Origin of the sequence: Paenibacillus apii (genome assembly GCF_011043685.1) — a bacterium.
GTDB lineage: Bacteria > Bacillota > Bacilli > Paenibacillales > Paenibacillaceae > Paenibacillus_AQ > Paenibacillus_AQ sabinae.
This window is the reverse complement of sequence record NZ_JAAKGU010000014.1, coordinates 65,891-80,252: the sequence shown is the minus strand read 5'-3', so window position 1 is coordinate 80,252 and position 14,362 is coordinate 65,891. Positions and strand designations below refer to the sequence as shown.

Here is a 14,362-nt window from a genome sequence, read left to right as displayed (position 1 = left end):
CTTAAATCGGTGATACCTTAATAATCACAAATCGCATAAAAATAATATGAATTAAATCACAGTATGCCGACTGTTCATACAGAGGTGTTGCGTCCTGGTAGGCGCGATACCTCTGTTTTTTTGCGCAAATCAATTAAGCTTCGGGTTCAATAGAAAAGGAGGAACGGTATGGGACAAACGCTGCTGGACATTTCCAATCTGAATAAGACGTTCGAAACCGCGGGCGGTCCGGTGCAGGCGCTGCATAATGTCGAGCTTCATGTGGAAGAAGGGGAATTTATTACCGTGATTGGTCCAAGCGGCTGCGGCAAAAGCACACTGCTGCGCATCGTCGCCGGTCTGGACGGGGGTTATAGCGGGACGGTGACGCTGGGAGGGACGAGGATTGACGGTCCAGGCATTGACAAGGGGTTTATTTTTCAGGAGCATCGCCTCTTTCCCTGGCTGACCGTGGAGAAGAATATCGCTTCCGACCTGTCACTGCGCGATCCCGGAGTCCGCAAGAAGGTGGATGAGCTGATCGAGCTGGTGAAGCTGAAGGGCTTTGAGAAGTCGTACCCCCGCGAACTGTCCGGAGGCATGGCCCAGCGGGTGGCGATTGCCCGGGCGCTCCTGCGGAATCCGAAAATCCTCCTGCTCGACGAGCCGTTCGGCGCGCTGGACGCGTTTACCCGGGCGCATATGCAGTCGGTGCTGCTGGATATTTGGCGGACCAACCGGACAACGATGATCTTTGTGACCCACGATATCGACGAGGCGGTCTTTCTGGGCAACCGGGTGGTTATTCTGGAACCGCGGCCGGGTAAAATCCGGAAAATCGTCCGCATCGACCTTCCGTATCCCCGGAAAAAAGCGACCGCCTCTTTTCAGGAGCTTCGGCTGAAGGTGCTTAGCGAGTTCGAAAAGGTGGAAGAGCTGGAGTTAACCGACGGAGCAGGGATTTGACCGGCCCTTTATCCGATTTAACTGATTGGAATTATATATTTTATTCGAAGAGAAGGAGGGAATGATTCATGAGCAACCGTGCCGCCGCCATTGAAGCCGGAGGCAAGCCCGGAAAGGGGGCTCAAGTCCTGCTCGGTCTGCTGCTGCCGGTAACCGTTCTGGCGCTGTGGCAGGCGCTGGGGCATTACGGCTTGATTTCGGATCTGCTGTTTCCGACGCCGTATACGATAGCCGCCTCTTTTGCTTCACTTGCGGCCTCGGGGGATTTATGGAGCAATCTCCGGGTCAGCGCCGTTCGGGTCCTGCTCGGTTTTCTGCTCGGCGGGGGGCTTGGGCTTACACTTGGGATTCTGGTCGGACTGTTCAGACGCTCGGAGAAGCTGCTTGATCCTTCGCTGCAGATGATCCGGATGATTCCTAGCCTCGCGGTAGTCCCGCTGTTCATCCTCTGGTTCGGCATCGGGGAGGAATCGAAGGTGCTGCTGATTGCCAAAGCTGCGTTTTTCCCGCTCTATATTAACACCTTTATGGGAATTCGCGGTGTGGATAACAAGCTGTTCGAGGTGTCCCGGGTGCTTGGCTTCAGCAGGACGAAGCAGATTTTCAAGCTCGTGCTCCCGGGAGCGGTGCCGCATATTATGCTTGGCGCCCGCCTGTCGGCCGGGCTCTCCTGGCTCGGTCTGGTCGTTGCGGAGCTGATTGCGTCCACATCGGGGATCGGCTATATGATGTCGGACGCCCGCCAGTTTGCCGATACGCCGGTGGTGTTCGTCGGCATTATCATCTTCGCGGTCTGCGGTCTGCTGAGCGATACGGCCATGCGTCTGATTGAACATCGGCTGCTCCGCTGGAAAGCAAGCTTATAGCGGATAGAAAGGAGAGAATGAGAGTGAGTGAAGGAGCCAAAGTTATTGCCCAGCCTGGAACGGGCGTGAGGGAAGGAAGAAGCAGGTTCAAAGCGGTGCGCGGAACAGCGGCGGCATCCCGCCGGCCGGTTTCCTGGAAGCCGTATCTATCCGACCTCGGGGCCGGCGCGATACTGCCGATACTGACGGTTGCGCTTTGGCAGACCGCCGGAAGCGCCGGCTGGGTATCGCCGGAATTTCTGCCGACACCGCTTACCATCGTCCGCTCTTTTGCCCGCCTGGCGGTATCGGGCGAGCTTGCGCATCATCTCGGGGTCAGCCTTGAACGGGCGTTCCTCGGCTTTCTGATCGGCGGAGCAGCGGGCCTGCTGCTTGGCATCCTGACAGGCCTGTTCCGCAGGGCCGAATACTTGCTTGACCCGAGCGTTCAGGTGCTGCGACTAGTTCCCCATCTGGCGATTGCCCCGCTGATCATCCTTTGGTTCGGCTTCGGGGAAGTGTCCAAAGTGGCCATTATCATCAGCGGCTCTTTTTTTCCGCTTTACCTCAATACTTTTATGGGCATCCGGCATGTGGACCATAAGCTGCTGGAGGTCGGAAGGGTACTTGGCTTCAGCCCGTACCAGCAGCTGCGGCGGCTTATCCTTCCGGGGGCGCTGCCGAACATTCTTCTGGGCCTGCGCTTGTCGCTGGCGGTGGCCTGGATCAGCCTGGTCGTTGCCGAACTGATCGGCTCGCAATCGGGCGTCGGCTTCCTTATTAATGAAGCGAAGCAAAACTCCAGTACGGAAGTTATCTTTGTCGGGATTCTCATTTTCGCCTTCGTCGGTAAGCTGATTGATTCGATTTTCCGGGTACTGGAGCGCAGGTTTTTATTCTGGCGGGACAGCTACCGGGGATAAATCCATTCCACAACCAAGATTTCGGAGGAGGTAACAACAATGAATGAAACGGTAAAAAAGGGTTCACTGGAGTTAAAAGCGGATGTGCTCGTCATTGGCGGAGGTCCGGCCGGAACTTGGGCCGCGCTGACCGCTTCGGCCAAAGGGGCCAAGGTTGTGCTGGCCGACAAAGGCTATTGCGGCTCCAGCGGCGCTACCGCTCCGTCCGGTACGGGCGTCTGGTATGTGGAGCCCGATAAGGAGCTTCGCGAAAAAGCAAAGGCAAGCCGTTTCATTCTGGGCGGCAGTTTGGCGGAGAACAGCTGGATGGACCGGGTGCTTCAGCGGACGTATGAGAATATGAACCGGCTCAGCTTGTCGGGATACCCGTTCCCGGTGGATGAATTCGGCAATCCCCACCGCCGCAGTCTGCAGGGGCCGGAATATATGAGGCTGATGCGCAAGCTGGTGAAAAAGGCGGGCGTTACCATTCTTGACCACAGCCCGGCGCTGGAGCTGCTGGCGGACGGGCACGGCGTAGCCGGCGCATCCGGCGTGCAGACGCAGAGCGGGGAACCGTGGAGGGTCATCGCCGGAGCGGTTGTAATCGCAACCGGGGGCTGCGCGTTCCTGAGCAAGGCGCTGGGCTGCAACGTGCTGACCGGAGACGGGCTTCTGCTCGCCGCCGAGGCGGGCGCGGCGATGTCGGGGATGGAGTTCTCCAACGCCTATGCCATTTGCCCGACATTCTCCTCCGTAACCAAGACGGCGTATTACAGTTATGCCAGCTTCTATTATGAGGACGGAACCGTTGTGGAAGGCGCGGGCTCCAAGAAAGGGCGCTCCGTCATTGCCCGGAATCTCCTGGCGGGGCGGAAGGTCTTCGCCCGGTTGGATCAGGCGCCAGAGGATTTGCAGCCCCTCCTGCGGGTGGCGCAGACGAATTTCTTCCTGCCCTTTGACCGGCTCGGCATCAATCCGTTCAAGGACGCCTTCCCTGTAACGCTTCGGCTGGAAGGTACTGTCCGCGGCACCGGCGGCATCCGGATTACGGATGAGTCTTGCGGGACGGGCGTGCCCGGACTCTACGCCGCCGGGGATGCCGCAACCCGCGAGCTGATCTGCGGCGGCTTCACCGGCGGCGGCAGCCACAATGCCGCCTGGGCCATGTCCTCCGGCTCCTTCGCCGGAGAGGGAGCCGCCGGCTATGCGCTGAGCCTTGGCCGGCATGCAGCGGGACGCGCGCCGGTCGGACTTTCCTCCTCCGAGCTGACGCACAAGAAAGTGAGGCCCGCAGCAGGCTCGCGGGCACAGGAATACACCGCTGCCGTTCAGGCGGAGGTTGCGCCTTACGACATCAATATGTTCCGTACCGGGGAACGCCTGGAGGCTTCCCTCGGACGGCTCGACCGGCTGTGGAAAGAGCAGCGCGGTCAGGAAGTGGAGCTTACTGCCGAAGGCGTGAAGCTCCGGGAAACGGCGGCCATGACAGCGACGGCCCGCTGGATGTACTCCTCGGCGCTCGCCCGGACGGAAACGAGAGGCATGCATAAACGCGAGGACCACAAAGCGATCGATGACAACCAGCATTACCGGTTAATCAGCGGCGGATTGGATACCGTCTGGGTGAAGCCCGAGTTGTCGGCAAAGGAGCGTGTGCTGTCGTGATTGAAGTCATCAGCGCGGACCGGTGCGTCGGCTGCAATCAATGCGTGTCGGTCTGCCCGACCAACGTGTTCGACCAGTCAGGCGGCAAGGTTCCTGTCATTGCAAGGCAAAGCGATTGCCAGACCTGCTTTATGTGCGAGCTGTACTGCCCGGTGGATGCCCTGTATGTGGCGCCGGACTCGGAAGCTGCGACAGGCATTACGGAAACGGAGGTTGCGGAGCAGGGGCTACTTGGCGGGTACCGGGAGAAAGTGGGCTGGGGAAGAGGAAGAACGCCTGTGGCCAGCCATAGCTTTATGGTTCAGTTATCGCACCGGGCAGCATTCTAGCTGCCCAAGGCTCGCAGGAGCAAATACCTATTATAAGGGGAGAATAGAGGATGGCAAAGGTGTATAGAGAGATTCTGGGGGGCTGGGCACGGGGCTTTCGCTTCGTGCTTCTCGCAAGTATGGTCGTGATGATGCTGGCCGTTTCCGCTTGCGGAAGCGGCGGGAATTCCGCAGGCAGCAGTACGAGAGAGGCGGATAAGGCGGAGGCGGCGGGCAGCGGGAACAGCGCCAAGAGCAGTGTTCCTTCGGTGCTGAATTACGGCTTCATCGGGGCCAACAAGCTGAATCTTCCCGGTGGGGCGGAAGGCTGGGGCTTCTATAAGGGCATCATTCAGGAGGAGCTCAAGAAACACGGCATTACGGAAGTGAAGCTGACCAGCTTCCCGAATGGACCGGACCAGACGGAATCGCTGATCAGCGGCCGGCTCGATTTCGGGTCGCTTGGCGATACACCCGCCATTATCGCTTATGCCGGCGGCGCCAAGACCCGCCTGATCGGCCAAGGATCTGCCCATACGGTCGGCTATATCATTGGCAAGAAGGATGGCCCGAAGACGGTAAAGGATCTGCAGGGCAAGACCATAGCCACCCAGAAGGGATCTTTCATGCACCGCTATCTTGTGGGACTGCTTAAGCAAGAAGGGGTGACGGATTACAAGCTCGTGCATATGCTCATTCCGGACGCTACCGCGGCCCTAGCGCGCGGCGACATCGATGCGACGACCAATACCGGCGTTCAGGCGGTCAAGCAAATTTCCGACGGGTATCCGGCTTTGGACGATTCCTCCAAGCACCCTGATCTTCTTGGCTCCAGCGTGACCGTGGTTTCGGAGGATTATTTGGCGAAATTCCCGGACTTCCCGAAGGTCTGGAACGAGGCGCGCGAGAAAGCGCTGGCCGATCTGAAGCAGCATCAGGATGAATATTACAAGTTCCTTGCCGAGATCGGGAACACTACGCCGGATATCGTCAAGCAGGTAAGCCCGACCGAAGATTTGAAGGATACCGCTTTTACGGATGACGGACTTTCGCTGCTTGAAGGCACGAAGAACTTCCTGGTGGAAGAAAAGCTGGCCAAAAAAGATTTCAACATCAGCGATTGGCAGCTGAAATAGCATTTCCTTCGGTTCGAAATCAGGATTGAATACAAAGGACAGGCCGGATTTTACCGGCCTGTCCTTCTGTGTATGCGGTAACCTCCTCATTTTTGGCGAACGGACAGAGGCATTTGGAAGCATGGACCTCGTCCCGCAAAACCGGGTGTATTTTTCTATATACGAAGCGCCCGGAAGATATTATACTTAGTTAGCATACCGTTTTTTCAGCAGACGGACTGCCTCCCCCAGGGCTTGCCAAGAAACTAGAGAAATTGATGCTGGAGGAAAATGTATGAGTACTATAGACCTGGCGGGACAGCTTTCCAGTTACACGGGAAGATTGCTTAGAGAGCGGTTCGGGAGAGGTCCCGAGTCCGTATACGCTTCAATTGCGAAGCAATGCATTGCGCTGCACATCCGAAATTTTATGGGACCGGTAGAGCGTTTCTTGCTCAGTAAAGAGGAGGAGCAGGCCTTTCGCTACACTCGAGAGCTGCTGATGAAGTCTCTTCTTCCCGAATTGTCCTCATATATAAAGAGCGAAATGAAGATAGAGATTACAGAGATTTTTTATGATTGGGGTATACATAATGCATCAGGTATGATTGTGGCTCTGATCAAGGGCGGTGAAGCCTTCACGGACGACTATGAGGGACAGGACGAGGTTCATAACCAGATTAATGAAGTAAGCCGCAAGGTACAAAGGTTCCCGGACCGGACAACCTCGTGGTGGATTAATCCCCGCACCCTGATCGTCAAACGCGAAGGTATTCTGATTCCGCTGGAGAAAGAGCTGATCGATCTTGGCTACGAGAATACACTAAAGACGACCAAGCGAAAGATGGAGAAGCGTTATTTGGAGACCACCACCATTGCGCAGCTGTTCGGCAAGGAACTGGCCGATATTTATGTGGACTGGGATTTCAATAAAGATAACAGCGTTATCGCGTTTACGTTCAATTCATAGATGGTTCAGGCGGGAATGAGTCGGACATGCAAATGAGCCGAACATAAGCCGAAGGAAGGGGATAGTCCCCTTTCTTCGGTTTTTTCATTTTTACGGAAATCCTGGAATGGCCGGGACCGCTGTAAGGGGGAAAGTGAATGGAAGTACGTTCGCAAAAGGTCCTGTATGTGGAAGACAATCCGCTGAATATGGCGCTGATTCATCATCTTTTCAAAAAAAATCTGCCTGACGTCCTGCTTCTGGAAGCCGAAACGGGGGAGCACGGAATTGAAATGGCAAAGCAGCAGCGGCCGGACCTCATCATTCTGGATATTGGCCTTCCGGGGCTGAACGGATTTGAGACGCTGGAACACCTGCGGCACGGGGAATACACGCGCCATGTTCCGGTCCTGGCCATCAGCGCATTTGCCCAATTGTCCGATATCGCCAAAGCTCAGCAGGCGGGGTTTGCGGGGTATGTTACCAAGCCGATTCATGTAAGAACATTCACAGAAACCGTACTTAATCTGCTTGCCGGGGGAGCAGGCCGTTTTACCGGCTGCTGAACATCATCTGGAACAAGAAAGCTCTGGGGGAGCGCATGATGATAAACCGCAGGCAGCAGGCTCGGATTGGCTGAAAGGAACGGGATTTGCATTTGACTTTCGCCCGGATATACAAGATATTAATAATAAAGTTTTTAAATGATAAATTTCAACATATTTTTTCATTCCACAGACGGGCAGGTGGAGCAATTGCTGAGAAAATATACGGATGGCTATTCCCGTTTTGAACAGGCTTTCTTGACGGCGGCTGTCGGAGAAGGCTTTCTTTCCGTCGATGCGAAATGGACAGACATCAATTCTGCCGTTACCGGCATTCTTGGGCTTAGCAAACAAGAACTGCTTGAGCGCAGCTTCACAAGCGTAATACTCCCGGATGATGTACCTGCAGCGGAACGGATGATTCGGCTTCTAAATGAAGGAACTGCTACCTTCCAGGATCAAGAGCTTCGGATGGTTTCAAAGGAAGGGGAGCCTGTATGGGTGCGGCTGCGGCTGACGTTAATCGAAGAGTCCGAGGTTCAGTCGTCCCGGTATTTCATTGTCAATCTGCTCCCTGTCTCCAAGCCGGATGTCCCGTACCCAAAAGGACTGCCTGGCGATGACGAGCTGTACCGCTCCATTGCCGCCAATATGCGAGATATCATCTATTACACTTCGATTGACCGGGTGTGCCTGTACTGCTCCCCTTCCATTTCTGAATTACTCGGGTATCAGCCGGAGGAATTGCTCGGGAAGCGAAACTATGACCTTTTGCATCCGGATGATGTGCAGCTTGTCACCAGCCCGGAGCTGATGAAACGCCAAAGCGTCCAGCTGCGCGTACGGCATAAGGAAGGCCGCTACATATGGCTTGATTTCACGATTCGTATTGTGGAGGACGGGGATAGCCGAAATGTGCTGGCCGTCGGACGTGATATGACAGAGCGCAAAGTCGTGGAGCGGCAGCTGCAGGAAATGCTGGAGAGATACACCTCGCTGAAAAAATATAATCACGATGCGATCATCTCGATCGACTTGCTGGGGAATATGATCAACGGGAATGAGCGGGTCTGTCAGATGACAGGATACAGCATCTCGGAACTGACCGGAATGAATGTGTCGATGCTTGTCGGAGAAGAGTATGTAGACGACATTCTCGCTTTTTCGGCAGAGCATACGTTCAAAGATATCGACCGTATTCGCCATAAGGACGGCCACTATGTCGAAGTCATTGCGACGGTAGCGCCCATTATTATTAACAATACCAAATCCGGTTTTTATATTATCGCCAAAGATATAACCGAGCAGAAAAAGCTGATGATTGAAAAGGAACTCGCCGAGAGCATGAATCAGGCCAAAAGCGAGTTTCTGGCGGTGATGAGCCATGAAATCCGCACTCCGATGAATGGAGTGATCGGCATGGCGGACCTGCTGCTGGATATGAGTCCGCCCGACTCTCCCATGCGGGAGTATTTGGAGATCATTCGAAAAAGCGGCGATACGCTGCTCTCGATCATCAACGATATTCTCGATCTCTCCAAAATCGAAGCGGGACGCACCGAATTGCAGGAGGAACGTTTTGAACTGAGGCCGTGCATCGAATCGGCGGTTATGGTGCTTGCCCATAAAGCGGAGAGCAAGGGACTGACGCTGCGGATTTCAGTCGATCCGGAGATCCCGGAATTTGTGAGAGGGGACAGCGAACGTCTGAAGCAGATTCTGATGAACCTAGTGGGCAACGCAGTCAAATTTACCAATACCGGGGGAGTAACCGTCCAGGTACGGGTGGCAGAAATCATCGGCCGGGATCAGGTAAAGCTTGAAGTCAAGGTATCCGATACCGGCGTCGGCATCCCGGAGAATCAGCGGGAAAGGCTGTTCGAGCCGTTCTACCAGCCGGATCGCTTTATGCAGCGGCAGTATGAGGGAACGGGACTGGGACTTGCCATCGCGAAAAGACTGGTCGGCTTGATGGGCGGCAGCATCAGACTTGAGGATTCGGAGCAAGGAACGACCTTCGTGTTTACGGTCGTCTTCCGGAAGGCTGAGCAGGGCAGGATCAGACTGGTAAAGGATACGCCGCGCGAAGGAGGATCGGACCGCTCTCTGCGGATTCTGGTGGCCGAGGATAATGAAGTCAACCAGATTGTCCTGAGAAAAATGCTGGAGAAACGGGGCCATTCCGTATCCATCGTTTCTGACGGGCTTCAGGCTGTTTACGCGCTGAACGGCGAGAGATACGATCTTGCTTTTATGGATGTCCAGATGCCGGGCATGAACGGGCTGGAAGCGGTCAAGGTTGTCAAGGACACGCTCCCACCGGAGAAGATTCCGGTGATTATTGCAATTACGGCCAACGCCTTGAAGGATGACCGGGAGCGTTGTCTGGCGGCGGGGATGGATGAATATATCAGCAAGCCGGTAAGAAGCGAGACGATCCGGAAAATGATCGGGAAGTTTTTTTGAGAAGCAGCGGGAGAGCTGGACCGGGAACCCGGCAGCTCTGAAAGTTAAGCGAAGAGACGAGTAACGGTTAATCGTTATCGTCTCTTTTTTTTGCGGATAGAGCCAGCCTTAGGCCTTTTTCTCGTTATACATATTGCTGTCGGCCAGAGTGATCAGTACGGAGAGGGTGGAGTTGTCGTCAGGATAAAGGGCGTAGCCCATGGAAATATTGACAGGCAGATTCATGTCCGCAGACAATCCGACAATCGCCGATTTAAGCCGGTGCTTGATGGCTTCCACCTCTTCATAGCCGGAGCAGAGCCCGCAGAGTTAAAATTCATCGCCGCCCCAGCGGACGGCAATACTTTCAGGCCGGTCCGGTCCGCTTCGGCCATCATCTTTAGAATATTAATAGCTTGCACATGAAAAAAGCCAAACATAGGCATTCTAAATTCAGCATGCAATTTACTTCAAGCGAGGATGGAATTATGGACAATCAATCATCTTCAAAAGGCGGCGGAAAGCTCAAATGGTGGCAGTTGTCCCTGCTCGGGGTGGCGGGAACGATCGGCACGGGCTATTTTCTCGGTTCTGGCCTTGCGATTAAGATTGGCGGACCGTCTGTGCTGATTACTTATCTTCTGGCTGCAGCCGGAACCTACGTCGTCTTCGACGCGCTGTCCCGAATGACCGCTGATCATCCCGAGCAGGGCTCTTTCCGTTCCTATGCCCAGAAGGCATTCGGGGGATGGGCGGGATTCGGAAGCGGGCATGTGTATTGGTGCTCCGAGCTGCTCATTATGGGGAGTCAGCTTACGGCGTTGTCCATATTCTCAAGGTTCTGGTTCCCTTCCGTTCCGATGTGGATTTTCGCCGCCGGTTTCGGTTTGCTCGGCCTGATTATTGTCTTTTTCGGCAATAAGGGCTTTGACCGGGTGGAGCATGTGCTTGCCGTAGTCAAAATGGCCGCGATCGTCATGTTTCTGGTACTGGCGGCGGGGCTGCTTATGGGGTGGATCGATGGAGGGCGGTTTAAGCCGAATCTGCCGCTGACGGCCAAAGAATGGTTTCCAAGCGGCGGGATGGGGCTGTGGTCGTCTTTTATCTTTGCCTTTTACGCTTATGGCGGAATTGAGGCGCTCGGCATTATGTCTTACCGGCTTAAGAAGCCGGAGGAAGCCCCGAAAGCTGGGAAGATCATGCTGCTTCTGCTCGCGGGCGTGTATGTCCTGTCGATCGCCCTGGCGATCATCATGGTGCCCCATTCCCGGTTTAATTCGAAGGAGAGCCCGTTCGTGCTGGCCTTAAGCAGCGACCATCTGGCTTTTGTTCCCCATGTCTTTAACGGGGTACTGATCATTGCCGGCTTCTCCACGATGACCGCTTCGCTCTATGCCGTCACTTCCATGATCATCACGCTTGCGCAGGAGGGAGACGCTCCCAAGCTGTTCTCGCGGAAGCTGAAGAACAAATATCCGGTGCCCGCGCTGAGCCTGATTGCGGCAGGTCTTGCGGCGACCATCGTCATGTCTCGCCTGATGCCGGGAAAGGTGTATGAATACATCACCACGGCTGCGGGTCTTATGCTGCTCTACAACTGGTCGTTTATTTTGCTGTCTTCAGCCAGGCTGTTAAAGCCCTTCAGACTCAGCGGCGTCAAGCGCTGGTGCGGGCTTATACTGATCGCTGCGGCGGTATCCGGGACGATCTTTCATCACGAGAGCCGGCCGGGCTTCTTCGTCAGCCTGCTGCTTGTGGCCCTTATTGCGGGCTGCGACGCAATTGTCCAGCGTATGCGCAAAAGGCGCAGCGGCGACGAAACAGAGGAGGACAAGCCGGAAACACCGGCTGCTGCTCCCCTGCATGGGCGGTTAAGCGGTGGACCCAGCTTCCGGATCAAGGGCATTTGGCTGCGCAAATCGCGGCTTTAGTGGAAAAAGATAATCCTGACCGCTTCCTTGCCGAAGTACAGCCCAAAGCCGATCAGCGCCAGCCCGGATAGGATGGACAAGCCTTTTAATACGCGGGCGGTCAAGAATCTGCGAAAAAAGCTGGCCGCTCCCGCCATGCTGATATCCCAGAGAAGAATCCCGAGCACGATGCCGCCGCTGTAAAAGAGAAGCTGACGCATCGGGTACTCCGCAGCCGCTTTGGCCAGTACAGAACCGTAAATGCCGAGCCAGAAGAGGATCGACAGCGGATTGAACAGGGACATCAGAAATCCGGAAAGCAGCGATTTGCTAAGGCTGGCATCATCTCTTGTCTGCCCCGGGAACGTGTTGCGGCCGGCATCCTTAATGCTCTCGATTCCGGTGTACACCAGCACCAAAAAACCGAACAGCCAAAGAAAAGCTTTGACATACGGGGACTCCAGCAGTTGAATGACGCCGAAATAGACAAGCAGCATATATAAAATGTCCGCGCAGATGGCCCCGAGCCCGACAAGCCAGGCATGCCAGAAGCCGCTCCGGATACCTTTGTCCAACTGTGCGGCGTTAATGGGCCCGATAGGTGCCGAGAGCGATATGCCAAGAAAAATGTAGCCGATAAAAATGTCCACGGTTTCGTCTCCTCTTTAAGCCGGATGGGTTGCGTACAACTTATCCTATTCGGCGGAGTGGACATGTACTACATTTTTTGGGAAAAGGGACTTAAGATAAAGTTTTGCAGTATTAATGCTTTAATGCGTTGGTCAGAACCATTGCATCGGGCGACAATATCCATTAAGATACCAGAAGAAACGACTCGCTGCCGTCTGGACGGCATCCGTAATCATAAAGCAAAGACGTTGACGAAGAGAGTAAGCGGTAAACCTGCGGGTCCGAACAGGGAAGGCATGCCAAAGACTGAGAGCTGCCCCGGATACGATTGCCGCCGAAGTTCACTTCGTAGTCGGTTCCTGAAGTGCCTTTTTACTTGGCATGCGTAGGGAATTCCGCGCCCCGCGTTACCGGGCTAAAGACAGAGCTGATTTCCTTCGCCTTGTGAAGAACGGCTCTAAATAAGGGTGGTACCACGGCTCCTCGTCCCTTGACGGAGAGCTTTTTTGCGTTGTTATAAAAGAATAAGAAGGAGTGTAGAAATAGTTATGAGTAATGCTGAACTGGAAAACCTGAGAAACCGGCTGGATGAGATCAACAGCGAGCTGCTTACGCTGATTTCGGAGCGGGCGGAGATTGTCCGTGAAATTGGAGCTGTCAAAGAGAAGCAGGGCGTACCGAAATTCGATCCCGAACGGGAAAAGAAGATGCTGGATAAGCTCGTTGCCGAGAACAAGGGACCGTTCACGGAAAGCACGATCCGCACGCTGTTCAAGCAGATCTTCAAGGCATCGCTTGATCTGCAAAGCGCCGAGCATAAGAAGAGCCTGCTTGTCAGCCGCAAGACCCGCAAGGAAGACACGGTTATTCTCCTTCCCGGAGACGTTGTGGTCGGCGGCAGCGCTTCGCTGATGGTGGCCGGCCCCTGCTCGGTCGAGAGCGAGCAGCAGACCCGCGCGGTAGCCGCGGCGCTGCAAAAGGCGGGCGTGCGCGTTATGCGCGGCGGTGCGTTCAAGCCCCGCACCTCGCCGTATGATTTCCAGGGTCTTGGCATGGACGGACTGCGCATCCTGCGCGAAGCCGCAGATGAATACGGCCTGCTGACCATCAGTGAAATCGTGGACCCGGCGCATATCGAGCCTTCGCTCGACTATGTCGATATCATTCAGATCGGCGCGCGGAACATGCAGAACTTCGAGCTGCTGAAGGCGGCGGGCGAAGTGAACAAACCCGTACTGCTGAAGCGCGGACTCGCGGCGACGATGGAGGAGTTCCTGCACGCGGCCGAGTACATTATGTCCCGCGGCAATACGCAGGTCATGCTGATTGAACGCGGCATCCGCACCTACGAGAAATGGACGCGCAACACGCTCGACATTTCCGCCGTGCCGATTCTGAAGCAGGAGAGCCACCTGCCGGTGCTGGTCGACGTTACCCATTCCACCGGGCGCAAGGACATTCTTGCACCATGCGCAAAGGCTGCCCTTGCGGCGGGAGCCGACGGCATTATGGTCGAGGTTCATCCCGATCCGGCGACGGCGCTGTCCGACGCGGCGCAGCAGCTTAATTTCGACGAGTTCAACACGTTCTTCGACGAAGTGAAGGCGTCCGGACTTTACCGCCAATAATGCCCGCAGAGCGTGCCGAGACCGCACTTTAGAAGCCGGCGGATGAAGGTTTCCCGATTTTGTCATGAATACTGGGCCGGACTCCCTTTCAAGCCGACGCTCCCGATGTTAAAATTTGAGGTAACAACCTTGGGAGGGATCTGCTAATGCGCGTGCACGATATTACTTTGACCCGCGACTTCTCCTCCGATGACCTCAAGAGCATATCGATTAAAGCGGGACGTTACCTCTCCGAGATTATACTGCTGAAGCCGGATGCGATCATCGATGTGAAAAGCTTGCTGGGAATGATGCTGTCTCCGCTCAAAAAAGGCTTTGTCATCACCATCCGCACCAAAGGCAAGGACGAAGAAGAAGCGCTGGACTTTATGTGCGAGATTATGGATTCCCGCCAAAGCGGCGATGTCGTCCTAAAGGCGGGGGAAATGGTTTAAATGCCGATTTGTAACAGAACAGGACAAAGAACGGGTAA

Annotated in this window: 14 protein-coding genes; 12 read left to right on the top strand and 2 right to left on the bottom strand. The window is 55.2% G+C overall.

From position 1 onward, the window contains the following. Positions 1-168 precede the first annotated feature (168 nt). The 9 genes from G5B47_RS22640 (at position 169) to G5B47_RS22600 (ending at position 9,743) form a co-directional block, all read left to right on the top strand. The gene (locus tag G5B47_RS22640) at positions 169-945 is read left to right on the top strand and encodes an ABC transporter ATP-binding protein (RefSeq protein ID WP_165103207.1); all 777 of its coding nucleotides are present in this window, start codon (positions 169-171) and stop codon (positions 943-945) included. 68 nt (positions 946-1,013) lie between these two features. Beyond that, positions 1,014-1,811, top strand: a complete 798-nt coding sequence (locus tag G5B47_RS22635) for an ABC transporter permease (RefSeq protein ID WP_165103204.1) — start codon at positions 1,014-1,016, stop codon at positions 1,809-1,811. 23 nt (positions 1,812-1,834) lie between these two features. Further along, positions 1,835-2,713 (top strand): ABC transporter permease, encoded by an 879-nt coding sequence (locus G5B47_RS22630; protein WP_328804633.1) that lies wholly within the window; start codon positions 1,835-1,837, stop codon positions 2,711-2,713. Between the two features lie 39 nt (positions 2,714-2,752). Then, entirely contained in the window at positions 2,753-4,360 is a 1,608-nt protein-coding gene (locus G5B47_RS22625) for an FAD-dependent oxidoreductase (protein ID WP_165103198.1), read from the top strand. After that, positions 4,357-4,689, top strand: a complete 333-nt coding sequence (locus tag G5B47_RS22620) for a 4Fe-4S dicluster domain-containing protein (RefSeq protein WP_165103195.1) — start codon at positions 4,357-4,359, stop codon at positions 4,687-4,689. Before G5B47_RS22625 ends, G5B47_RS22620 begins: the two co-directional genes overlap by 4 nt. Positions 4,690-4,739: 50 nt before the next feature. Beyond that, entirely contained in the window at positions 4,740-5,804 is a 1,065-nt protein-coding gene (locus tag G5B47_RS22615; RefSeq protein ID WP_165103193.1) for an ABC transporter substrate-binding protein, read from the top strand. A gap of 274 nt (positions 5,805-6,078) precedes the next feature. After that, entirely contained in the window at positions 6,079-6,753 is a 675-nt protein-coding gene (locus G5B47_RS22610) for a Na-translocating system protein MpsC family protein (RefSeq protein WP_165103190.1), read from the top strand. 137 nt (positions 6,754-6,890) lie between these two features. Beyond that, entirely contained in the window at positions 6,891-7,298 is a 408-nt protein-coding gene (locus G5B47_RS22605; protein WP_165103187.1) for a response regulator, read from the top strand. A 189-nt stretch (positions 7,299-7,487) separates the two neighbouring features. Next, entirely contained in the window at positions 7,488-9,743 is a 2,256-nt protein-coding gene (locus tag G5B47_RS22600) for a PAS domain-containing hybrid sensor histidine kinase/response regulator (protein WP_165103184.1), read from the top strand. A gap of 108 nt (positions 9,744-9,851) precedes the next feature. Here G5B47_RS22600 and G5B47_RS25765 read toward each other — a convergent pair whose 3' ends face one another. Next, positions 9,852-10,022, bottom strand: a complete 171-nt coding sequence (locus G5B47_RS25765) for a diguanylate cyclase domain-containing protein (protein WP_165103181.1) — start codon at positions 10,020-10,022, stop codon at positions 9,852-9,854. A 188-nt stretch (positions 10,023-10,210) separates the two neighbouring features. Here G5B47_RS25765 and G5B47_RS22590 point away from each other — a divergent pair, with 188 nt between their 5' ends. Beyond that, positions 10,211-11,653: an amino acid permease gene (locus tag G5B47_RS22590; RefSeq protein ID WP_165103178.1), complete on the top strand. Its 1,443-nt coding sequence runs from the start codon at positions 10,211-10,213 to the stop codon at positions 11,651-11,653. On the opposite strand, the gene G5B47_RS22585 is transcribed toward G5B47_RS22590, so the two are convergent. Then, complete coding sequence (locus G5B47_RS22585) at positions 11,650-12,282, bottom strand: LysE family translocator (RefSeq protein WP_165103175.1); 633 nt, start codon at positions 12,280-12,282, stop codon at positions 11,650-11,652. The two genes, G5B47_RS22590 and G5B47_RS22585, sit on opposite strands and share 4 nt — an antisense overlap. A 528-nt stretch (positions 12,283-12,810) precedes the next feature. Here G5B47_RS22585 and G5B47_RS22580 point away from each other — a divergent pair. Both G5B47_RS22580 and G5B47_RS22575 read left to right on the top strand, forming a co-directional pair. Further along, entirely contained in the window at positions 12,811-13,890 is a 1,080-nt protein-coding gene (locus G5B47_RS22580; RefSeq protein ID WP_165103172.1) for a bifunctional 3-deoxy-7-phosphoheptulonate synthase/chorismate mutase, read from the top strand. A gap of 146 nt (positions 13,891-14,036) precedes the next feature. Beyond that, positions 14,037-14,324: an HPr family phosphocarrier protein gene (locus G5B47_RS22575; protein ID WP_165103169.1), complete on the top strand. Its 288-nt coding sequence runs from the start codon at positions 14,037-14,039 to the stop codon at positions 14,322-14,324. The last annotated feature ends 38 nt before the right edge of the window (positions 14,325-14,362 follow it).